Source organism: Bacillus nitratireducens, from assembly GCF_036320425.1.
In the GTDB taxonomy this organism is placed as follows: domain Bacteria; phylum Bacillota; class Bacilli; order Bacillales; family Bacillaceae_G; genus Bacillus_A; species Bacillus_A nitratireducens.
On record NZ_JAUMJO010000004.1, the window covers coordinates 591,862 to 614,462 of the forward strand.

The following is a 22,601-nucleotide window of genomic DNA, read 5'->3' on the forward strand; positions in this document are numbered from 1 at the left end:
TATGATGATACTTAGTATACATAACATTATTACATTAACCTTCTTTCGGAAGTACAATTCTTTTATACAATTGAACTGTAATCCAGTAGTAAATCGAGTAAACCACTATGAAAATAACAATTGGTAACCAAATTCGAAAATACGGATCGATTAAAAGAGGGCCAAACATATTCATACCAACTAATATGTGAGCAATACCAATAATTGCTGGGACTAAGAATACGAAGGATAACTCCTTATAAATCGATTGTGTTAATAATTCCCGGCGAACACCAATTTTACGAAGCATTTGATAACGTATACTATCTTTAGATGCACCAGATAGAATTTTAAACATTAAGCAACTTGCCATCATTGCTAAAAACGCAATTCCAACGAAGAACCCCATAAACATTAATCCGCTGGAAAAACTTTGATTCGCCTTATATGTTTGATACTTACTATCCAGTTCTTCCACTTTCACATTTTTATATTTAACTACCTGTAATTCATCAATTTTTTTCCATTCTTTTACGTATGCTCCAAAAACATCTGTTTTCCCAATAAACACCGTATTTTCTGTATCTTTCATACTATCGTATATGTTTTGATCTACAATTTTTATTTTATGATCAGGATGTATATAATTTGGCTGAATTGTTTCGAAAGCTTCGCTCCATTGTTTTGATTTTACATCCTCTTTACCCCATTGTCCCGACAATACAAATGCATCCATGGGAATCTCTTCTGAAACTTTCATTATCTTCTCATTTTTTCTATCTTTTACTAAAGGACGATTGTTCTCTAGCTCTTCTTTTATATAATAAACATACTTATCATCTACTTTGTAACGATATTCAAGTTTCTCTTGAAATAAAATACTACTCAAAATGTTCTTTTCTTCTGCTGTTGGATTATGAACTACCGAATCGTAAATTGTTCCTTTATCAGTCTGCTTTAAAACGTCGTTTTTAAATGCCATGCCACACGCGATTCCACCTGCTCCAAGAGCAACTAAGATTGCTACCGTCGCAAGCACATTTGTTAGGCCATTAATGCGGAAGTTTAATTGAGCAAATGTAAAAGCATTAAGCCCTTTTTCACTACGCTTTTTATTACTTTTTATTTTTTTTATCATAACTGGAAGAAGTGATCCAAACAACATGTAAGTACTAACAGTTGCTGCGATTAATCCAAGAGCCATTAATGTAGGAACTGTTCCTAGATTTTTTGCCTGTGGTATATAGAGCAATGATGCATAACCAATACCTAACAAAATCAGACCAAGTAATGCAACTACAATTGTCATTTTTCCTTTTACCGCGACACGCTCTGTTTGTGCATCTGCATGTACAAGCTGTAATACAGAAATACGTGACAATTTAATACTATTCATACTTGCTGATAGTACAAATAATGCAAAGAAGAAGATGCAAGTAACAACCATAGACGGAATGTAGAAAGCTTGGTAATCTTCTCCAGTTAACTCCAATTGTTTCATTAATAACTGCCCGATACCTTCTGCAAGTGCTACACCACTTGTAATCCCAATTACAAGTGACGCCGCACCTAATATGATTGTTTCAAGGAACATTAATAATGTAACTTTATACTTTTTTGCTCCTAACATCATATACATACCAAACTCTTTTTGGCGAAGAGATAATAAGAAAGAGTTTGCATACATAATGTAAAAAAATGTTACAATCGCTAATAAAGAGGAACCTATTTGAAATATTAATACAATAGGACCAACGTTTGCATTGGATTCAAGGAACGCTTTATTTAGTGATAGCGTTTGAAACATATAAAAAGTTGAAATAGATACAATAAGACCAATAAGTAATACAATATAATCTTGCAACTTACTTTTTAACCCTGACATGGAAAGTTTAAATAACATGCCCAAACCTCCTTTCTTACGCTTTTTGTGTGCCTAAATCTGCAAGCACGTCTAAAATTTCTTTATAAAACTCTTCACGTTTACCACCACGGTAAATTTCTTTATATAACTCACCATCTTGAATGAATAAAATACGCTGACAGTAACTTGCACTATATGGATCATGCGTAACCATCATAATCGATACGCCTTGTTCTTTATTTAAATTTGTCATTGCATTAAGTAAACTAGTTGCATTTTTAGAATCAAGAGCTCCTGTTGGCTCGTCCCCTAAAATAATTGCAGGCTCATGCACTAACGCACGTGCTGCTGCTGAACGCTGTTTCTGTCCACCAGATACTTCAGATGGGTACTTTTGAAGTATTGCTACAATCCCTAACATATCAGCTACCTTTTCTACTTTCGGCCCAATTTTTCGTGATGGGACACCTTGAAGAGATAATGGAAGTGCAATGTTTTCGTAAATAGATAAATTCTCTAATAAATTAAAGTCTTGGAAAATGAATCCTAACTTTTGCGAACGGAAATCAGAAAGCTCACCTTGCTTCATTTTCGTAATATCCGTTCCTGCAATTTCAATAACGCCACCTGTCGCTTTATCAAGAGTCGAAATTACATTTAATAATGTTGTTTTGCCAGAACCAGATGGCCCCATAATCCCAACAAACTCCCCATCTTGAATCGAGAATGAAACACCTTTTAATGCGTGTGATTGATTCTCACCTTTTTTACCGTACACTTTTTGAATGTTTTTTACGTCTACGACTGGTTTTATCATATATATCCTCCTACATCTCTATGATTGATAAGCTACTGTTTGGGTTGTTTCTTTTTCGTTTCCACTTGCAATGCCTCATCTGTAAAAGTATTAAACTTGTACCCCACCAATATATATCCTTTTATTTTTCAAAATAATAAGTCCTCTCATATTTTTGCAATACATAAAAATAGATATCAAACAGGATAAATTGTATTCAATTTGAACATCCATTTTTAGGAATACATGCAATAGACAATCTAAGTAATAAATTTGTTCCTTTTTAGATAAGAAAGCACTAGGTATTTTGTTAAGAAAACAAAATGAATTGCATAAAAAATCCCTTTTCGCTATCTCAAAAAAAAGAATCATTGCTGCAGGTTTTATAAACTGTATAATGTCCAGCTTATGCATAAGTACAAATGTTGCTGTCCACCAATACTTCAGGTGAATACTTTTGGAATATCGCTGAAACTTCTAATATATGAGCTACCTTTTTTCTACTTCCTGGCGAATATTTCGTGATGGAACACCTTGCAGGGAAAATGAAAAAACAATTTTGTGCAATCATTTGAATTATAAATAAAACATATTAAGAACTACTGGTTATATTTCTTAATTTTTCTTAAGATAGTTTATAAAAACTAAACCATAACGGGGAGATTATTTCATAATTATTTCTAGTACAAATAATAAAAAACTACACCCTATTTAGGATGTAGTTTCTCTAACTGATTTATTTCTTTTTTACTTCATTTTTATAAAAAGCAAATAATGGTTCGATGGCTGGACTAGATAAAAGAGGAATTGCCTTCTCAATCAACTCTCTATCCCAATCAAACCAACGCATCTCCATTAGCATATTCATTTCTGTATCAGTGAACCGCTTCTTTATTTCCTTAGCAGGATTTCCACCAACTATTGTATACGGCGGAACATCTTTACTTACGACAGATCCTGCTGCAACGATTGCACCTTCACCGATTGTAACGCCAGGCATTATAATAGCATTCATTCCAATCCAAGCATCACTTTTAATGACTGTATCACCCTTCGGTTCATATGATTGTTCAATTTGCTCAGCGAATGGATATACTGTAATCCATTCTGAGTGATGATTATGATTACCACCCATTAATATGACTACTCCACTGGCAATACAAACATAATTCCCAATTATGAGTTTATCAAGATGCCATCCCATCTGTTCAAGTGGATTGAAAAGTGCTCGGGACTTAGCGTCTCCCCACAAATACCTTACACAGCCATCTTCAAAATTTTGATGACTATAATACCCAGAATAATAGGAGTATTCTCCTACTTCTATGAGTGGATTTGTTACTATATCTTTTAAATACTTCGTTTCTGACCAATGATTAAATAATGGATGCTTCATAACTTTATTCCTCGCTTCTAAGTATTATAGATCTTTGTAATTCACTTAGAAGCTTAATACGACCGCTACATTTTTTAGCTTTCTCAAACGACGAATCATTATATTCAAGCCTTTCTTTTATAATAAAAAAATCATAACGTGATAAATTACATAAGTCAAATTGTAAAATTATGTGCTCAAACTTAAGGTGTGCATTGAAATTTCAGTTTTAAAATAATCATGGTTTCAAATAATATATCGCAATTACATATAATAATGATTTATTAGCCATATCTCTAACTTCTTTCTTATATTAGCCTTCACTCCCTCAATATAATTTTATTATTGATTGATTTGTCTGATAAATCAATAAGTGTTAATATGATTATAGAAGATATTATCAACCATTAGATTTCACAGCTAGTTTTTCACAAAAATGATTTCTGAATCCTTTATTAATTAGGAGGTCTAGATGATGAAACTTTTAAAGCAATCAACAATTATCGGTGCATTGACTGTTGGAGGATTTTTATTTTCAAATACAATTAGTACAATCCCACCTGTGTCTGCTGAATCGCAACTTATACAAAAAGAATCTCAATTTACAGATAATTGGCGGTGGCAAAGCTATTTTTTATTACATCATAATGCAGATTTTTTAGAAGAGTTAGCAGTTGGTGACTTAAAGCATGGAGATACATTCGATGTTAATATATATACTGGTGGTAAGGATACTGGTATTGTAAAAATATATCAATTGAGTGGAAATGAAAATGATGGAATAAACTTACATAGATATAAAACCATTTACGACTCAGGTATAACACATAATTATGGTAGATTTGTAACACCTATTACTACGGTTTATAATCCAGGAACATATGTAGCTGTTATGAAACTTGGAGAAAATTATTATTATGGGGGCAGCTTTAAAATCTCAAAATAATTAACGTTAATTCGCCATTAATTAAATGTTAAATACTATAGTTATTAGACAAAGACCATTTTAAAAGCCCCCTTATATAAGGGGGACTTTTTTGATTGTTTCTCCTTTTTAAGGCTAGAAGAAATCCTTACTTTCTTTATAAATTAGCATTTTTATTCACTAACCGTTTTCACTTCTCTATGTTCTACAATTCGATATGCAATATTGCATATTCTATATGTTCACTCTTTAAACATGCGATAATTTATTTATATAAAGGTTTAAAAGTGCTATTGAAAGGAGAATATTAAATGTCTTTCTTTTCTTGGTCTCCTCTTATTTTTTTAATAGGTGTTGCAATTATCATTTCTATTCAAAGGGCTAAGAAACAATAATTTATTATTTGGAGGTGTAATAATGTCATTCGCAGCATGGAGTGCAATTTTTATGACTTTAATTGGAGCAATATCCGGAGCAATCTTTGGTACAATTCCCTCTAGAAATAAGAACAAATCTATGAACTAAAAAGCGAATAATAAAAATTAGTATCTATACTTCTAATAAAATTCAATACAAAAAAGTAGCCTATACAGTTTTATAGGCTACTTTTCATTTCATCCATATTATTTAGCTAATTCTTTCGCACCCTTCATTACATCAACGAAGAATCCCCAGTTATTCACAACGGAAGAAATACTAATATGTTCATCCGGTGTATGAACGTTAAAAATGTCTGGACCAAATGAAATCGCATCTAAGTCCGGCATCTTTTGAACGAATGCACTACATTCAATACCTGCATGTACAGCGAAGATTTCAGCATCTTTATTGTATTTTTCTTGATGCACTTTTTCAAACAAATTACGAATTTGTGAATTCGGATTGTATGGCCATTCTGGATACTCTGACTCTATTTCAAATGTTGCACCAACTAATTCGGCAATACATTTAATTTCATTTGCAACATGTTGTTTTAAACTACTGACAGAACTTCTCACTTCGTTACGTAATTTAATTTCATCTTGCAACGTTTCAATAACGCCTAAATTTGTTGAGCTTTCTACTAGACCTTTAATATCCATGCTCATACTTTGAATGCCGTTCGGAATTAAGAATAATGATGAAATAAGCTGCTTTTGTGTCTCTTTAGCAAATACTTTTTCTCCTGCTTTATCCAATTTTGTAAGTGTTACATGAACATCTGGATCAACAGCACGCATTTCTTCTTGTAATACTCTTGTCCATGATACTAGTTTTTCTTCTACTTTCTCTACATCTTCTGTACGTAATACGAGTGTAGCTACACTTTCACGCGGAATTGCATTCGTTTTTAATCCGCCGTGAACCTCACTTATATCAAATTGAATAGTTGCTGATAAATCACGTAATACTCGTCCTAATACTTTGTTCGCATTACCGCGTTGTTTATCAATTTCCATACCAGAATGTCCGCCTTTTAGACCACCAACATATAGACGGTATGCATCCATATTCGCTGGCGCTTCATCCCAAATTACTGGAATTGTTTCAACTGCTTTCGCACCACCTGCGCTACTTACAAGTAATTTATGATCTTCTTCAGAATCAATATTAATAAAAATCTTTCCTTCAAAATGATTTGAATCAACAGCGAAAGCTCCGCCCATTGTCGTTTCTTCTTCAGTAGTAATAACTACTTCAAGTGCTGGATGCGGAATGTCTTTTGAATCTAATAGAGCTAATGCATACGCAACTGCAATACCATTATCAGCACCTAAAGTCGTTTGATTTGCATATAACATGTCCCCAATGATTCGTAATTCAATTGGATCTTTTTCAAAATCATGTACGGTTGCTTGATTTTTTTCACATACCATATCCATATGACCTTGAATGATAATAGCTGGTACATTTTCATAGCCAGTAGTTGCGTCTTTTTTAATAATGACATTCATTGCTTCATCTTGAATCACTTCTAAGTTACGCTCTTTTGCAAAGCCCACTAAATAATCACTAATTTCCTTTTCATTACCCGATCCTCTAGGAATCTTTGAAATTTCTGCAAAATGATAAAATACAGGGTGCTTTGTTAATTGTTCTAAAGTAGAATACATTTTTCAAGCTCCTCTCAAAATGACAAAATAATATGTAAGTCTTTAATCATTATACCATGATTCATTATTTTACCTTTCTTTTAACTTTTTAATATATTATTCATTTTATGTACAACACTCTTACAACATTGTAAGGGTGTTGTACGCTATATCGATTTTCCTCATTTCATAATAGCCGTATACTGTGTAAAGAAACAAATTGAAGGAGATAAAGAAAATGAAAAAGTTTTTATCAATTATTACACTATGTTTATTATTTTCTAGTATTACTATTGGGTGTGAGCGAGCATCACTAAATCGAATTGGTAAAGATGTGTATTATGTGCAGATAAAAGGCGAAGGAACTATCGAAAAAGTAGAAGGTAGAAACTTACGAAACTACACGCTGCCCGCATATGACGAAGACGGAGTAAAAAAACAAATTACATTTAGAAGTAAGAAAGCATCAAACGAACATAAATTAAATGAAAAAGCATTTTTATGTCTTTATGTAGATCAAGATGATAAGAGCAAAAATGAAATATCATCAATTGAAGTGAAGTCATATGAAGAGGTTCAGGAAGCTGACTTACCTGCAAAAGTAAAAGAAAAGTTAAATGCTAAATAAAAAACAAAAGAAAATGCACTATGCATTTTCTTTTGTTTTTTTCACTCGTATATATTTTGAACCGCTATTATTCATCAGTTTCTCTAAACGATTTATATTTTCCGTTAATGCACCTTTCACAAGAGAGAAATCTGTATTTGGTTCATCTTTTTTTTCTTTAAAAAATGAAGACTTTTGTACATTTACTTTAGCCATCTCTTCTCCCCCTTTTCAAAAAGATACAACCTTCTATTTATATTATATCGCAAATGTAGACAGTATGTACAAGTATCATTTTCTTTTTAATTCTTCTTCTAACTCTTCTACTTGCTGTAATGTATCTCCTTTTATTAAAGAGAAATCTGATATACCTTTAACTCCTACCTGGCATTCTCTCTTTCTTATTTTTGTTAATTATCATAAAATTACCAATATTAATCTACTATTTAATAATAATATTTGATATTATAAAAAAGTAGATTTTATAAACGAAACAACGATTACTGCTAACATTTATATTGATAACACTTCAAACGTTACATATCAGAGTTTAGATGGGATTGCACATAAAATCGAAGAAATTTCAGACGATAGATTATTTTTAGAATCTAAAAATTTATTACAGCTAGTATTTCAGCAAGAGGAAAAAGGAAGTAACATTGTAGGGACTCTTCCAAATCATATCGTACAAAATATCGAAAAGTTATTCCCTCTGTCTATTCAAGAAGGGAAAACAATATTAATAGAGAATGGATTTAATTCCTTATATGCTGAAAATTTTATAAAGGATTTAAAATCAACGCAGTCTATTTACACTATTATGCGTCTGGATATAACAGAAAAGAATGAGGTTATTTCTGACAATGGATTCTTTGTTATTGAATCACCAAACATCCAATGGCTATTAACTCGAAATATAATAAATGATTCCTTTGATATAACCTATTTAACCAAAAATCTTTTCGAAAATGAAATAGCAAAACTAGTAAAACATTAATCCTTTAAGACGGGAGTATATCTATATTGAATAAACAACAGCATTCTAGCAAAAAAAGGAAGGTTTTTTCGAAAATAGGATATTACCTATCCTCACTGTTCTTTCAGGTGTAATACTATTAGTATACAAAGTGTTAGAATTCATTTCAAAGTATGTATTACTTTTAATCTTATTTGCCCTAATTATTGCTTCGTTATACTTATTGTTTATGAAAGAAGTAGTTGGTGCTGCTATTGGATTCCTTTTTGCAGCCCTTGGGTATTATATGTATAAAATCATTTTTAAACAAAAAAAGAAATAGCAGATAAGCAAATCATAAAGAGTGTAATACAAAAGAGAATGCTTTTACGCATTCTCTTTTGTATACTTATATGGAGTCGCCTCTATAAATTTTTCTAATCGATCTACATTTTGAGTCAATGCACCTTTCACAAGAGAGAAATCTGTATTTGGTTCTTCTTTTTTTTCTTTAAAAAATGAAGACTTTTGTACATTTACTTCAGCCATCTCTTCTCCCCCTTTTCAAAAAGATACAATCTTCTATTTATATTATATCGCAAATGTAGACAGCGTGTACAAGTATCATTTTCTTTTTAATTCTTCTTCTAACTCTTCTACTTGCTGTAATGTATCTCCTTTTATTAAAGAGAAATCCGTTGTATCTTCATTATCTTCTTTAAAAAAATCATTGTCATAATCTTTTATCACTACAATCACCTCTACGTGCTAGTGTAGGGATGATTGTCCGATTTTATACAAGTTTGTCTAAATTTACTTTGTCTTTATGTATAAGTGAAAAGGACAGAAAAAAACTCTGTCCTTATTTACTAAAATAACTATGATGTATTGTTAAATTATATACATTTTCAAAATCCCGATCTTGCAGATTATTTTTCTTCCCATCAATAACAATAAAAACATCACTCACTATTTTTGCTGGTATAATTCCGACATTTTCTACTTGCACCGCTTTCTGCTCATTCAATTGCTCAATGTGTTCAAACGGAACGATAATACTAAATTGCGAGCGGATACCGCGAAAGTTTGTATTTAATTCCTTTGCCGCTTCAAATACAACAATCTTCGCCCCAATCTTTTCCCCATATGAATCTAAAAATGCGTTTAAACTTTTTGTATATTCTTCTTCCGTATGCCATTCCATTGTACCGAACATTGCTGGATTGACATTTTGAATAATTGTTGTGTATATTTCTCCTCTTGCTTTAGAAGCAATTAATGACCGTTTTATCGATTGAACAGTCTTGCCGATATCGCTAAATTTCGCTCCCCATATTTCTGAAATATTAGGTGTTAAAATAAAGGCAATATCAACGAAAATAACCATTGCAGTGAACATTAAAAGATTTTTCCAGAGGGTTAAATCAATTCCTTTTATCATGAAATACACGGTGACTGATACTATAAACAACCCATACCAAGTCTTTCTAATTCGTTGCTTCTTCTCCTCGTACAACTCTTCATTTCTCCAGTAAAAGAAAATAAGTACTAGAAAAACGATTGCTAAAATAAATAAGCCGATTCGAATGTTAGAGATCACCAATGACATCACCCTCCATTCAAAAACTACTCACGATATCATTACATGCACAAGCAGCTCTCTTTATGACAAAAGACGTGGACAAGCTTCTAAATTTAGCAATATCGCATATACATTAGAAGGTACCACGTCTTTTATCTTGAATCTACATTGTATATGTAGACAAGCATGCGTTTCAAATTTTCATGTTAAAAAGAAATATGTTTCGGAATTTCCCCTTCTGGTACTTCTCCGTCCATACTTAAGTAATAATGACGAATTGGACGTAAATTTTCGTCTAATTCATAAACAAGCGGAATGCTCGTTGGAATATTTAATGAAACTACACCATCATTTGAAAGGTTGTCTAAGTATTTCACTAGCGATCGAATTGTATTACCATGAGATGAAATAATTACTTTCTCACCATTTTTTAATGACGGTGCAATTTCTGAATGCCAATAATTAAGCACTCGTTTCTCCGTATCCTCTAAACATTCAGTTAATGGGAATTCACCTTTTGGAAGTGTTTTATATCTTGGATCGTTCGCTTCATATCTAGGGTCATCTTCAGTAAGTGCAGGTGGTCTTACATCAACACTCCTTCTCCAAATATGAACTTGTTCTTCTCCATATTTTTTTGCAGTTTCTTCTTTATTCAACCCTTGTAGTGCGCCATAATGTCTTTCATTTAGTTTCCACGATTTATGTACAGGCACCCAAGTAAGATCCATTTCATGCAGCACAATCCATAAAGTCCGGATTGCTCGTTTTAATACAGATGCATAAGCAACATCGAAAGTATAACCATTTTCCTTTAATATTGCTCCTGCTTCTCTTGCTTCACTTAATCCATTCTCTGATAAATCTACATCAGTCCATCCAGTAAAGCGATTTTCAAGATTCCATAAACTTTGTCCGTGACGAATAAGTACAAGTTTTATCATTATAATTCCCCTCTCGGAAATGTGAATTTTATTGTTCCATCGCGTACACGTATAAAGTATCTAGTAATGTAACTTTTTATCCATTCACTCTATGATTTATCCCTAGTTACCAAATCCATGGATAAAATTCATTCTTTTTCAAACTATAAAGAAAGGCATACTTCTCATTATTTTTGATCAACCGGTATTTCTCGTTTTGATATCCATGCATCAAAGCCTGAACGGCTATTCGCCATTTCATTCATAACTTGATGCCAATTTTCTTCACATGATTCACCAAATTTTGAAAAAATAGCATCCATTTGCATCCTTTGAACATCGCTCAGTTTTTTCTCTAAATCTGTACCTTCTTCTGTTAAAGATAACTGTTTCACACGGCGGTCATGTGTAGCTTCATTACTTTCAATAAGTCCCTTTTCCACAAGTTGACGAAGTGGTCCGTGAAGAGCTTGTTTACTTATTTCTAATAGCGATAGTAACTCATTTACACTTATCCCTGGAAAACGTGCAATAAAAAATAAAATTCGGTGATGTACTCGTTGTATACCGTACTCTTTTATAATTTCATCTGGCTTTTCAGTAAATGTTTTATATGCAAAGTAAAATAATGCTAATGCCTCATTCATCTGTTCTTCTTTATGTTGTGTCATCTACTTTCCCCCTGTATGTAAATTATACCACAATCCAGTAATCAATATTTTAATCAATGCACTGGAACTTCTTTAGTTAATTGAAATATTCATTGTACAGTTAGGAGATGATTCAATTGCAAACGCAATATACTGTAAGTACATATTTATTAGATCGACTAAACGAATTAGGAATTGAACATATATTTGGTGTTCCTGGTGATTATAATTTGGCTTTTTTAGATGATGTAGTAGCACATGAAAAGTTAGAGTGGGTTGGCAATTGTAATGAAGTGAACTACTCACCACTTAACGTCCTTACAGACTGTTTGAAGTGGGAGCTTCTTGGGAAGTAGATACTTTTATTAGCTACCTATATTTACCAAGCTATAAGGGTAGTACCTACCCCTAAAGAAAATACCAATTACATGGCTAATTTTAGTAAGTTTATACTTGCGTTTATATCTCTATCATGATGACTATTGCATTCAGGGCAAATCCACTCTCTAAGGTTTAGATTCTTGACTTCCTTATTTTTAAAACCACAACAAGAACATAATTGGCTACTCGCATAATTCTTAGGTGCGATTATCAAATCACGACCTTTCCATATTGCTTTATAGTCAAGGTACTCTCTGAATTTAGCCCAAGATACTTCACTGATTGCTTTTGTTAATTTGTGATTCTTTTGCATTTTCTTCACTTTCAAGTCCTCAATCACAATTACTTGGTTTTCGTTTGTGATTTCATTGCTTATCTTGTGAAGAAAATCATTGCGTTGATTCGCAATCTTCTCATGAAGTCTTGCAACTTGTAATCTGGCCTTGTTTCTATTGTTTGAACCTTTCTTTTTACGAGACAAAGAGCGCTGCAGAAAAGCTAATCTTCTTTCGGCTTTTCTCAACCATTTAGGGTTCTCATATTTCTTGCCATTAGACAATATTGCAAAGTCTTTTAGTCCAACATCAACACCAACTTTTGTATCAACTTTAGGAAACAATTGCTCATTTTCTTCTACTAAAACCGATACAAAGTATTTCCCAGTAGGTGTTTGAGACACTGTAGTAGACTTAATTAATCCAAAGAATTGTCTGTGCTGTTTAATCTTTACCAAGGTCTTTATTTTTGGCAGCTTGATATAACCACCCTCGATGTAAACCGTGCCTTTTTGGTTATTTGTTGTATAACTACGATGGTTATCTTTCTTACTTTTGAACTTCGGGAATCCAGCAGATTTATCCCGGAAAAAGTTAGCGTATGCTTTATTCAAATTCATTTGAGCATTCGCCAACGCAAGACTATCCACTTCCTTTAGGAATGGAAATTCAGCCTTATATTGTGCAGGCGTAGGATATTTAACAGATTTATCAAGTTTATCCTGTGATTCTTGATAAAATTTGATTCTATCTGCAAGCATCTTGTTGTATACAAACCTAACACATCCAAATGTTTTTAAGAAAAATATTTGTTGTTCTTTATTTGGATAGATACGATATTTGTATGATTTTAACATTTTCTACACCTCATCTTTCCCTTGATTTTCAATATATTTCTTACTACACCTATCGGCGAACTACCCGTAGTAATCAAGCAAAACCTTCTTGACCAAAACATTTCTTTCCAAAGTTTCTTTCTCACATGGGGAAAGTCTCTCTTGATTACACAAAACTAGTAAGCCTATTCGGATCAGAAAAAAAGCAAGCATTTAAAGCAGACAATGAAATAGAGTTAACATCAGTCTTAACAAAAATGAGTTTTAATAAGAATCAACTTACCTTTGTTGAAGTTGTAATGAGCCAAGGGGATCAGCCTGAATTGTTAGCTAAACTTGGGAAAAGATTTGGCAAGCAAAATTCTTAATAAGAAAAAGCGTAGCTATAAATGGACTACGCTTTTTCTTATTAAATTTTTATTCCGCAAGCGTTAACTGCCAAGACACACCATACTTATCATTTAACCAACCAAACTTTTTGCTAAATGGATAAGAACCTAAAGGCATTAGTACAGATCCATCCTGCGATAGTTTATGAAAAACCGTTTCAATTTCTTCTTCTGTCTCACAAGTTACATAAAGAGACATAGATGGTGTAAATGTAAAACCATGCTTTACATAACTATCAATGCACATGAATTCTTGGCCATTTAACGTAAAGGTTGCATGAATGACAGAACCCTCTTTACCAGGTCCATTTTCATCGTAACGAGAGATATTTACAATTTCTGATTGATCGAATAGCGACGTGTAAAAATTCATCGCCTCCTCAGCTTTACCTTCAAACATTAAAAACGTAGTGATTTTTTGATTTGTGTTACTCATATAGAGACAGCCCCTTGTTATGTATTTATGCGAAACATACATCAGCCAACAAAAACCGAACGTATATTCTTATAAATATATTGTCTATAAAAACGATGAGTTTGTCAATTATCTACTTATTTATTTCTTCTTAAATAATGCTGTCCAAAGAAATGATTCTCCAAACATAGTATTTGGTTGTTCAATCTGTTTCATTTTTCTAATTTCAATCACTTCAAATTCTTTAAATATTTCTTTTAATTTTTCTTCAGAATATGCAAGACCACCTTGTAGACTCCATCCTCTATATACGTCCCAATCTGTTATTTCTGATCCATTTCGCTCATCTAAATCGCCTGCTGCAAAACATGTTACCCCCAAATAACCACCCGCTTTCAATGAGTTTTTAATTAAATCCACATAATGTATCCTTCTATGTGGTGGAATATGATGTAAACAGCCCGAATCGTATACAAAATCAAAATCATTTTGACCCTCTAAATTAAAAATCGAATCACAAATAAAATCAATTTCTATTCCTTTTGCTAACGCCCTTTCTTTCGCCCAATTAATGCCCTCTATAGATAAATCCACTGCTGTTACTCCAAATCCTTCAATCGCTAAATAAATAGCATTTCTTCCTGGACCGCATCCAAGTTCCAACACTTTCCCTTTGGAAACCCATCCTGTTTCTATATATGAAACTAGATTTTCATCTGGAACATTTGCAAAAAACGGAACATCTTTTTCTCTATTCGCATAAAATTCATTCCAAAATGGTTCTGCCGGTCTTAATAATGAATCGAGCATTTTAATAATGTCTTCTTGCTTGTGCAACGTTTCATTTTTCATATGTACTCCTCCAAATTTTAATAGTCAGAAAATTATTATATATCTTTCAGAACTTTCATACAAAGAAAAACTCCTACATTTAATAGGAGTTCTTATCTTTAAAATCCAAGTACAGCTAACCATTTTAACAACTTCTCTTCTCGCACTTTCAAATCATCGTTTCTATACTTACCCATCTGTATTTCGCTAACAATTTCTCCGTCCACCATAAAAAGAACTCTTTCTGTTTTAGCTGCTACCTTTACATCATGAGTCACTAACATAATAGTAGTTCCATCACGATTAACATTTAGTAATATTTGCATTACCTCTTCTGTTGATTTTAAATTTAGAGCACCAGTTGGCTCATCAGCAAAAATAACATTTGGATTATTGATTAGCGCTCTACAAATAGAAACTCTTTGTAATTGGCCTCCAGATGCTTCGGTTATATAATGAGACGCTATATCACTTATCCCCATTTTCCTCATTAGCTCCAGAGCACGTTGATTTACTATTTTCTTACTCTCACATTTCGCTAAATATGCTGACAAGATGATATTATCAAATAGATTCAAGTTTCTTAGAAGGTTGCTCTGTTGAAAAATAAATCCTATTTCAGTTAGGCGCAATTTGGCTAACGCTTCTTCTTTCATACATGATATTTCTTTATTATCAACTTTCACACTTCCTGATGACATTTGATCCATTCCACTAATATTATATAGTAACGTCGATTTCCCAGAACCAGAAGGCCCCATGACCGATACAAATTCTCCCTCATAAATCTCTAAATCTATATTTTTTAGTACATGATAATTTGCATTTCCATCTATTGCATATTTTTTGTTTAATTGCTTTACTTCTAAAATTTTTTTCACGTTACAACCCCTACTCCCCATTTCGTTTTAAATCTTTTGTTTGTTTCATAGTAAAACTACTGAAAAGTGTTGTTGCTGTCACAGATATAAATAATATAGCTGGGCATATTACATAAGAAACGATAGGATTCACGACAAACTTTATATGAGCTGCTCCCATAAATGAACCTAACCAACTTACTAGCATTTCACCAAACGTAGCAGCTATAAATGTCCCTGTTAAAATGCCTACTAATACTATAGCAATAGAACGAGTAACATATTGTATACGAATATCTTTGTAAGAAAAACCGACACTTTTCATAATTAATATTTGTGAAGAATCTTTTGCCAATAACATTTTAAAAAACATTGCAGTAATTAAAACCGATATCAATATAGCCACCAAAATTGCCACTTGAGTCACGAGTCTTAATTGTTTAATTGTCTCTCCTAAAGTTTGAGATAAATAATTATCCGTATCTGTTATTTTTGCAGAATTAAAATTTTGTTTATACTCCTTCACTTTTTCTTGTAGATTCACTTTAGGTTTCATATCTATATTTACTACATACCATAATATATTTTCTTTATTGTAAGAAAAACTCGCTTTAGCTGTTTTGCCGCCATTTGTTACATCTTGATATATACCAGTAATAGTTAGCACTTTCTCTTTTCCTTCTACAAATAAAACGATCTCATCCCTTACATTCTTTTTTAATTCATTTGCGTTCATATAAGAGAGAGCGATCTCATTTTCATTTTTTGGTGCCATACCTTTAACATATTCTATTGGAAATTGAGTGAAATCTCCCACTTCTACATTTAAGTTTTCATGTGTACCATCAGCTTTCACCACTTTAAATGTACTCGTTACAAATGCTGCATATTTTTCTACCTCTTCATCGTTTCCGATATACGATATAACGTCATTAAACCGCTTTTCTATATTTTCAGATTGCTGTAAATCTATTCGTATATCACTCTTTCCTGTTCCCATATAATTAACAAATTGCGGTGACTGAATCGTGTACAAAAAGTTAACTGGTACAACAATCATGAACACTGCAATTATTAACACGATACTTAATACTCGATATAACTTAAATCGTTTCACTACATCTTGTATACCAATAAAGATATTTACATTTTTAATTTTAGTTTGAGAGAGAGAAAAAAATCTTCTACTCTTTCTTTTTCCTAGTTTATCTCTTGATCGTAAAGCGTCTATTGCTGTAATTCTCCTGAAATTCCGCAAAATGATGCGGCAAAAAAGGATAACGGCTAGAAATAACAATGTTGTGACTATCAATGGCACAACATAATGTAAAATACTTTTATTAGCTGTCCCCATATAAAGTGCGATGTTAGAGGTAAATATTTTTGTAACAAATAACGAAAGGATATATCCACATATACATCCGATAGCAGCAATAACAACATATTTTGTTACATATAATTTTTGGATCTCTTTGCTTGTAATGCCGATAGCTTTCATAACACCAATTTCCCGATAATCTTCTTCCATAGAAGTCATAATCGTAAATCTAATACATAAAATTGCGATTAACATTAATAATGCACTTATTATGATAAGTACTGCAGCTATTATTCCATCTGTTAATGAATTGAGTGTTTTAAAGAGTGAATACGTAATAGAGGGACCTTTTTGAGGTAAGTTCGATGACTGATATAGATTTTCAAATTCATTTATATTATTTAAATCTGCTAGCTGGAATTCAATAAGATATTCACTTTCTCCAAAATTCCCCTTTATTCTTTCGAAGTCTTCATCGCTTATTACAAATCGTTTTGAACTAACAAGTGATGGGTTCATTTGAACATCACGAACAAATGCCGAAATAGTATATTCTAGCTCATTATTATTTTTCACAAACCATATTTTATCTCCAATACGCAAATTATATTTTTGCATATAATAAATTGGTACACCTATTTCCCCTTTCCTAACATCGATCACTTCATTATTTAAATCTAATAAAAAGTCAAAAATAGTATTTTGCTTAACGAAGCTAATGTCCATTACACTATTATGTTCCGCTTGATTTTTCTTCTTTATAAAAATGTTAGATCCGCCTATTTGAACCATCTCTGCTGTTTGTTGTTTTTTTACAAAAGGAGTTTGCGCTACAAATGAATCAATTGACTTTTGGTTTATTTCTCCGGCATGCATTTGTACGAAGTGCGGTGCGTTTGATACTTTAAATAATTGATCCATTGAGTTCAATAGATTTATAACGTTACTTGAAGCACTTGCCATTAAAAGACTGGATAACATGATAAACATAAATAGAATGGTAATTATCATTTTATTTTGAGAGAAATCTCTTTTTAACATTCTCCTAATCATATGGAGCTAGTTCCCTTCATTCCATAATATTTTCTTCGTCACTATCGCTATTATTATCATTATGAAACTAATAGCTAATATAGGTAAATAAATTTTCATACTGAATTCTTCAAACATAAAACCATAAATGACTTGCCCAATTGGTGCCATACATTGAGATACCGCTGTTATAATTGCCATTACTTTTCCTAAGTTTTCATTTGGTGTTTTCTTTTGGACTACAGTAATCACATAGATGGATACAATTGTCATGATCATTGCAATTAGAATAGAAGAAAGTATAAAGAGGATAAATGGTGGATAGTATCCTAAATTAAGAATAACCGGCATAACTGAAAGTGCCATTGGTATTACTAATAACGCTATTAAAAGCATCCAGTAATGCAATGTTTTCATCTGTAGCTTTTTCGCAAAAAAACCTATTAATAATGCACCTAAAATAGTAGCAAAATCGATCAATCCCATTCCAATTCCGTATAACGTGTCGCTACTTTCCAATGTTACTCGTATAATAATTGGAGCACCAACAACAAATAGCGGTGTAAGTATTAAATTTAGCAATGCAGCTAAAAGCATAGATTTCAAAATAAATGGTTGTTTTAAAACGAATACGAAGCCATCTTTCATATCCTTTACAATTGTCGGTATAATATGGTTTCCTTGTGCTCTTTTTATAAAAGGTATTGTAATAAACATTTCTAAAATCGCAGATAAAAAGAAAGCAAGGCAACTTATTATTACAAGTATTTTCAAACCAATTATACCGTACAATATTCCTCCTAATACAGGAGCTACTATGTTAGATAATGCTTGCACACCATTTACGATACCGTTCGCTTGTTCTAACTTTTTCTCTGGAACTAATTGCGGAATACTCGCCATTACAACCGGTGAGTACATTGCACTAATGACTGCAAGTAAAAACATAATAGTTCCAATCAATATAATAGATACAGATCCAGTAAATAATAAAACTATAAAGCTTAATACAATCGCAGCGTTTATAAAATCAAAAATAACCATTAAATTACGGCGATTGAAACGATCTGCTATTGCTCCGCCGAGAGGGGATAGCAAAAAAGGAATACTCGTTACTGCATATAGTCCTGCGAATATATCAGCACGTCCTGTTATATCTAATACATATAAAGACAGGGCAAAACGTAAAAGTGTTGAACCTAAAATAGTAATAATCTGCCCACTTACCATTAAGTGAAAATCTTTCATAGAAGATTTTATACTTACTGGCATCCTCATCACATCCTTCATTTAATTTCGACCGACTGTCGGTCTATAATAATTAAACAGAAATCATTATTTCTGTTTAATTAAAACCTCGACCATATAATCAAAGGATCCTTCTTTCGCACCAACAGATACTTCCATCATTTTAATGTAAGCTTTAACTCTCCTCATCATTTCTTCCGGCTTCCACTGGAATAAACCCTCATCAAATATGACTTGTGCTGAAGAGAGTAATAATTCAATTGTTTCTTGTGGGTATGGAGTAGAAAATATGCCTTCAGCGATTCCTTGTTCTAAAATCTCTGCTAAAACAGGAGATAAATGAATAATTGATTGTACTATACTTTTTTGATGCATTTCCGCATTATTTGGCTGATGAAATTGTTCAATCATTTTATCTTTAACATCTCCTGATTTTGGTGATTGCTCCATCAAAACTCGAAATAACTTTTCTAAAACTGGGATATTAGGATTAGAGACAATTGCTTTCGCTTTAGTAACATCCGCTTTAATAATCCTCATAATAATTTCATCCATTACTTCTTCTTTCGACTTAAAATAATGATAAAACGTCCCCTTTGCTATCCCTATCTCTTTTAAAATATCATTTACTGTTGTTTTCGTATAACCTTTCGTAATAAATAAACGTTCAGCAGTTTCTAAAATTTCCTTTCTACGCTCCTCATACTCCTTTACAATTCGCATTCAAGTTCTCCTTCCCACCAGACCGACTGTCGGTCTACTTAAATTATATGTTTAGTTAGTAAAAAGTTTCCTATTATCGTACATATACACCATCTTACTTTCTATTTCCTTTATAAATTTTAAATTTTTTAATACGGTGAATGAAATTTTAAAGGTTATTTCTACGTAACCACTCTTGTACTTATATCGACTTCGTTGTATAAAAACAAAAAAGAGCCGCAACGATTTGCGACTCTTTTTGTATAATAACTATTTAACGGCCACGTCTTTGCTGACCTTGTTTTGTACTACTTTTCTTATTACTTGGCTTATTAAATGATCGATTGTTATCATTTCTCGAACTATTTCTTGAATCGTTTCTTGGGCCACCTTTTGAACCACTTCTTGAACCGTCACGGCTATCTCTTTGACGATATTGACCTGATTTCTTTGGAGCCGGCTTTTGTACCGGTTTTCCATTTTCATCTACATTTTTTATCATCGGTTGTTCGATTATTTGTCTTTGTATTGGTGCACCAAGCGTTTTTTCAATTTCTTCTAAATGTTTTTCATCTTTCGCTGCAACGAATGTAATTGCAAGACCTGATCCACCTGCACGTCCTGTTCGGCCAATGCGGTGAATATAACTTTCTACATCTTCAGGGATATCAAAATTAAATACGTGCGTTACACCATCTACATCAAGTCCACGAGCTGCTACATCCGTTGCGATTAAGTACTGAATTTTAGCTTCGCGGAAACTCTTCATAACTCTTTCACGTTTCGCTTGAGGTATATCACCATGAAGTTCAGCACAATTATAACCTAGCCCTTTTAAATTATCATAAAGCTTACTTGCTCTAACCTTTGTACGACAGAAAATAACTGCTAAAAATGGCTGATCACGATCCATAACAAAACGAAGTGCATCTGGCTTTGCACGATCTGTCGTCTCAATGACACGCTGCTCAATTGTATCTACCGTTACTTCTTCACTTTGTACTTGAATCATTTGCGGCTCATCCATATAACGCTTCGCCAATTTTTTAATATCTTTTGGCATCGTTGCTGAGAATAACATCGTTTGTTTACTAGCAGGTGTCTCATCTAAAATATCTTCAATATCATATAAGAAACCGAAATAAAGCATTTGATCCGCTTCATCTAGTACAATCGTTGAAAGATTACTTAAATCAATTGTTTCACGTCGTATATGATCTAATAATCGTCCTGGTGTCGCAACAACAATATGTGTATTACCTTTTAATTTTCTTAATTGTTGTGCTACATCTTGTCCGCCATATATCGCTAGTACATTAATATCTTCTCTTTGAACAAGCATTTTTTTAATTTCAGTTGTAATTTGCAGTGCTAGTTCCCTTGTTGGTGCAACAATTAAAGCCTGAACATCACTAGACTCTGGATCGATTTTTTCTAAAATCGGTAACACGAATGCTAACGTTTTACCCGTCCCTGTTTTCGCCTGACCAATAATGTCTTTACCTGACATAATAACAGGAATTGCCTTCTCTTGAATTGGTGTTGCTTCTGTAATTCCATTTTCACGTAATGTATGATTAAAAGTTTCACTAATTCCTAATTCTAAAAAGTTTTTCAAATAGACCACTTCTTTTCCTTATTTTTCACATTAGCTTTCATTGTACCATTTGTTTCGCCAAATATGAAAAATAAAAAAATTCTTACCTTCTTTTTTTATATTCATCCTGTACTAGATGAACAAATTCTTTTTGTTTTTTCTCGGATTTTATTAATGCTTCCATGTTAATAGAAGACAAAATAAACTTTTTAATTTTTCTATTACTCCAAATTAAACTTGTATACTTCGAATCTTCATGTAGATTTCGAAACCACTCTAATTCACTTAATTTTGCGATATGATGTTTTAATTTCATGTCATTTCGAGGGTAAAATAAAATTATATCTGCTATTACATCAAATAATGAGCCCAAGTTATTCCCTCCTATAACTTCTTTAATGAAGATATTAACCTAATTTTAAAAATCATTGTTTCACCAATTCAAAATAAATTACACCAATATGTACATCACGGAACTAAGTTCTATCATTTAATATGTAATACGAAAGCATTATATAACCTTCATTTTGATTTAGCATTTGAGCTTATCTTTCAGAAAGATGGTTTGCAATATAAAATGGAAAAATCCTAATAGTGCATTAGAGATATTTATTATTTTTCATTATAGTTTTTATAGCCTTACCATATCAATTTGGGAATTTAGTGCGTTTAGAAAACCATTTAGATACATTTAGCCATATATTGTACGCCAATAATATAGTAGTAAGAAATTTACAAATGAAGGATATAGAAAGAATAAGGGGTTATGGCTAATTAATCATGAATGTATAGTGCGGTTATATGAATAAATAGGCTTCATTTGCAGTAACATAGTATGTTTTCCCTTTACTGCTGCGTACTTTGTACTGTGGCGAACCATTGACACTCACCTTTGCATCAATCATAAATCCCTGCATCTACAGAACCAGCTCCATTTTTATACTTCTAAGATGGAGCATCCTAGAAACGTAGATTGTCCACTTTGAAAA

At 32.4% G+C, this 22,601-nt stretch carries 22 protein-coding genes and 5 pseudogenes; 6 read left to right on the forward strand and 21 right to left on the reverse strand.

Going from position 1 to position 22,601, the window contains the following annotated elements; translation table 11 throughout:
• Positions 1-34: 34 nt before the first annotated feature.
• From Q3V31_RS18565 to Q3V31_RS18575, 3 genes are all read right to left on the reverse strand, one after another.
• On the reverse strand, positions 35-1,882 hold the full coding sequence (locus tag Q3V31_RS18565; protein WP_090813406.1) for an ABC transporter permease: 1,848 nt from the start codon (positions 1,880-1,882) through the stop codon (positions 35-37).
• A 16-nt stretch (positions 1,883-1,898) separates the two neighbouring features.
• Complete coding sequence (locus Q3V31_RS18570; RefSeq protein ID WP_090813405.1) at positions 1,899-2,660, reverse strand: ABC transporter ATP-binding protein; 762 nt, start codon at positions 2,658-2,660, stop codon at positions 1,899-1,901.
• 715 nt (positions 2,661-3,375) lie between these two features.
• On the reverse strand, positions 3,376-4,035 hold the full coding sequence (locus Q3V31_RS18575; RefSeq protein ID WP_090813404.1) for a CatB-related O-acetyltransferase: 660 nt from the start codon (positions 4,033-4,035) through the stop codon (positions 3,376-3,378).
• A 454-nt stretch (positions 4,036-4,489) separates the two neighbouring features.
• On the opposite strand from Q3V31_RS18575, the gene Q3V31_RS18580 reads away from it, so the two are divergent.
• On the forward strand, positions 4,490-4,960 hold the full coding sequence (locus Q3V31_RS18580) for a DUF5065 family protein (RefSeq protein ID WP_000771328.1): 471 nt from the start codon (positions 4,490-4,492) through the stop codon (positions 4,958-4,960).
• A gap of 602 nt (positions 4,961-5,562) precedes the next feature.
• Here Q3V31_RS18580 and pepD read toward each other — a convergent pair.
• Entirely contained in the window at positions 5,563-7,032 is a 1,470-nt protein-coding gene (gene pepD / locus Q3V31_RS18585) for a beta-Ala-His dipeptidase (RefSeq protein WP_090813402.1), read from the reverse strand.
• Between the two features lie 217 nt (positions 7,033-7,249).
• Between pepD and Q3V31_RS18590 the strand changes: the two genes are divergently transcribed.
• On the forward strand, positions 7,250-7,639 hold the full coding sequence (locus Q3V31_RS18590; RefSeq protein WP_000714165.1) for a YxeA family protein: 390 nt from the start codon (positions 7,250-7,252) through the stop codon (positions 7,637-7,639).
• An 18-nt stretch (positions 7,640-7,657) separates the two neighbouring features.
• On the opposite strand, the gene spoIISB is transcribed toward Q3V31_RS18590, so the two are convergent.
• Positions 7,658-7,834, reverse strand: a complete 177-nt coding sequence (gene spoIISB / locus Q3V31_RS18595; RefSeq protein ID WP_090813401.1) for a stage II sporulation protein SB — start codon at positions 7,832-7,834, stop codon at positions 7,658-7,660.
• 893 nt (positions 7,835-8,727) lie between these two features.
• Between spoIISB and Q3V31_RS18600 the strand changes: the two genes are divergently transcribed.
• Entirely contained in the window at positions 8,728-8,916 is a 189-nt protein-coding gene (locus Q3V31_RS18600) for a hypothetical protein (protein WP_329765780.1), read from the forward strand.
• A 44-nt stretch (positions 8,917-8,960) separates the two neighbouring features.
• Here Q3V31_RS18600 and Q3V31_RS18605 read toward each other — a convergent pair whose 3' ends face one another.
• The 5 genes from Q3V31_RS18605 to Q3V31_RS18625 form a co-directional block, all read right to left on the reverse strand.
• Positions 8,961-9,122 carry a hypothetical protein gene (locus tag Q3V31_RS18605; RefSeq protein WP_000852624.1) on the reverse strand — a complete coding sequence of 54 codons (162 nt, stop codon included), beginning with the start codon at positions 9,120-9,122 and terminating at the stop codon, positions 8,961-8,963.
• 75 nt (positions 9,123-9,197) lie between these two features.
• Complete coding sequence (locus tag Q3V31_RS18610) at positions 9,198-9,323, reverse strand: hypothetical protein (RefSeq protein WP_000588712.1); 126 nt, start codon at positions 9,321-9,323, stop codon at positions 9,198-9,200.
• A 112-nt stretch (positions 9,324-9,435) separates the two neighbouring features.
• On the reverse strand, positions 9,436-10,173 hold the full coding sequence (locus Q3V31_RS18615; protein ID WP_002075963.1) for a type II toxin-antitoxin system SpoIISA family toxin: 738 nt from the start codon (positions 10,171-10,173) through the stop codon (positions 9,436-9,438).
• A gap of 188 nt (positions 10,174-10,361) precedes the next feature.
• Positions 10,362-11,099: a 2,3-diphosphoglycerate-dependent phosphoglycerate mutase gene (gene gpmA / locus Q3V31_RS18620; protein WP_016129446.1), complete on the reverse strand. Its 738-nt coding sequence runs from the start codon at positions 11,097-11,099 to the stop codon at positions 10,362-10,364.
• A 167-nt stretch (positions 11,100-11,266) separates the two neighbouring features.
• Entirely contained in the window at positions 11,267-11,749 is a 483-nt protein-coding gene (locus tag Q3V31_RS18625; protein ID WP_000191895.1) for a MarR family winged helix-turn-helix transcriptional regulator, read from the reverse strand.
• 107 nt (positions 11,750-11,856) lie between these two features.
• Here Q3V31_RS18625 and Q3V31_RS18630 point away from each other — a divergent pair.
• Positions 11,857-12,027: pseudogene (locus tag Q3V31_RS18630) on the forward strand (thiamine pyrophosphate-binding protein); the annotation flags it as partial.
• Positions 12,028-12,152: 125 nt separating this feature from the next.
• On the opposite strand, the gene tnpB reads toward Q3V31_RS18630, so the two are convergent.
• Entirely contained in the window at positions 12,153-13,241 is a 1,089-nt protein-coding gene (gene tnpB / locus Q3V31_RS18635; protein WP_071734565.1) for an IS200/IS605 family element RNA-guided endonuclease TnpB, read from the reverse strand.
• A 3-nt stretch (positions 13,242-13,244) separates the two neighbouring features.
• Positions 13,245-13,390 (reverse strand): annotated as a pseudogene (locus Q3V31_RS18640) (transposase); the annotation flags it as partial.
• On the opposite strand from Q3V31_RS18640, the pseudogene Q3V31_RS18645 reads away from it, so the two are divergent.
• Positions 13,385-13,588 (forward strand): annotated as a pseudogene (locus tag Q3V31_RS18645) (indolepyruvate decarboxylase); the annotation flags it as partial. The pseudogenes Q3V31_RS18640 and Q3V31_RS18645 sit on opposite strands and share 6 nt — an antisense overlap.
• Positions 13,589-13,637: 49 nt before the next feature.
• On the opposite strand, the gene Q3V31_RS18650 reads toward Q3V31_RS18645, so the two are convergent.
• The 8 genes from Q3V31_RS18650 to Q3V31_RS18685 all read right to left on the reverse strand — a co-directional run bounded on the left by Q3V31_RS18650 (position 13,638) and on the right by Q3V31_RS18685 (position 21,985).
• A complete protein-coding gene (locus Q3V31_RS18650) occupies positions 13,638-14,045 on the reverse strand; it encodes a VOC family protein (RefSeq protein ID WP_000072476.1) in 408 nt (135 codons plus the stop codon).
• A 120-nt stretch (positions 14,046-14,165) separates the two neighbouring features.
• Complete coding sequence (locus tag Q3V31_RS18655; protein ID WP_329765700.1) at positions 14,166-14,876, reverse strand: class I SAM-dependent methyltransferase; 711 nt, start codon at positions 14,874-14,876, stop codon at positions 14,166-14,168.
• A 98-nt stretch (positions 14,877-14,974) separates the two neighbouring features.
• Positions 14,975-15,736 carry an ABC transporter ATP-binding protein gene (locus Q3V31_RS18660; protein WP_000721677.1) on the reverse strand — a complete coding sequence of 254 codons (762 nt, stop codon included), beginning with the start codon at positions 15,734-15,736 and terminating at the stop codon, positions 14,975-14,977.
• A gap of 10 nt (positions 15,737-15,746) precedes the next feature.
• Positions 15,747-18,086 carry an ABC transporter permease gene (locus Q3V31_RS18665; RefSeq protein WP_329765703.1) on the reverse strand — a complete coding sequence of 780 codons (2,340 nt, stop codon included), beginning with the start codon at positions 18,084-18,086 and terminating at the stop codon, positions 15,747-15,749.
• Positions 18,087-18,092: 6 nt separating this feature from the next.
• A complete protein-coding gene (locus Q3V31_RS18670; RefSeq protein ID WP_083583346.1) occupies positions 18,093-19,355 on the reverse strand; it encodes an MFS transporter in 1,263 nt (420 codons plus the stop codon).
• Positions 19,356-19,400: 45 nt separating this feature from the next.
• Positions 19,401-20,036 carry a TetR/AcrR family transcriptional regulator gene (locus Q3V31_RS18675; protein ID WP_016129437.1) on the reverse strand — a complete coding sequence of 212 codons (636 nt, stop codon included), beginning with the start codon at positions 20,034-20,036 and terminating at the stop codon, positions 19,401-19,403.
• 253 nt (positions 20,037-20,289) lie between these two features.
• Positions 20,290-21,642, reverse strand: a complete 1,353-nt coding sequence (locus Q3V31_RS18680; RefSeq protein WP_090813397.1) for a DEAD/DEAH box helicase — start codon at positions 21,640-21,642, stop codon at positions 20,290-20,292.
• 73 nt (positions 21,643-21,715) lie between these two features.
• Positions 21,716-21,985: a hypothetical protein gene (locus Q3V31_RS18685; protein WP_090813396.1), complete on the reverse strand. Its 270-nt coding sequence runs from the start codon at positions 21,983-21,985 to the stop codon at positions 21,716-21,718.
• 18 nt (positions 21,986-22,003) lie between these two features.
• Between Q3V31_RS18685 and Q3V31_RS18690 the strand changes: the two are divergent.
• Positions 22,004-22,186, forward strand: a pseudogene (locus tag Q3V31_RS18690) (hypothetical protein); the annotation flags it as partial.
• Positions 22,187-22,409: 223 nt separating this feature from the next.
• Here Q3V31_RS18690 and Q3V31_RS30990 read toward each other — a convergent pair.
• A pseudogene (locus Q3V31_RS30990) lies at positions 22,410-22,523 on the reverse strand (N-acetylmuramoyl-L-alanine amidase); the annotation flags it as partial.
• Positions 22,524-22,601 lie beyond the last annotated feature (78 nt).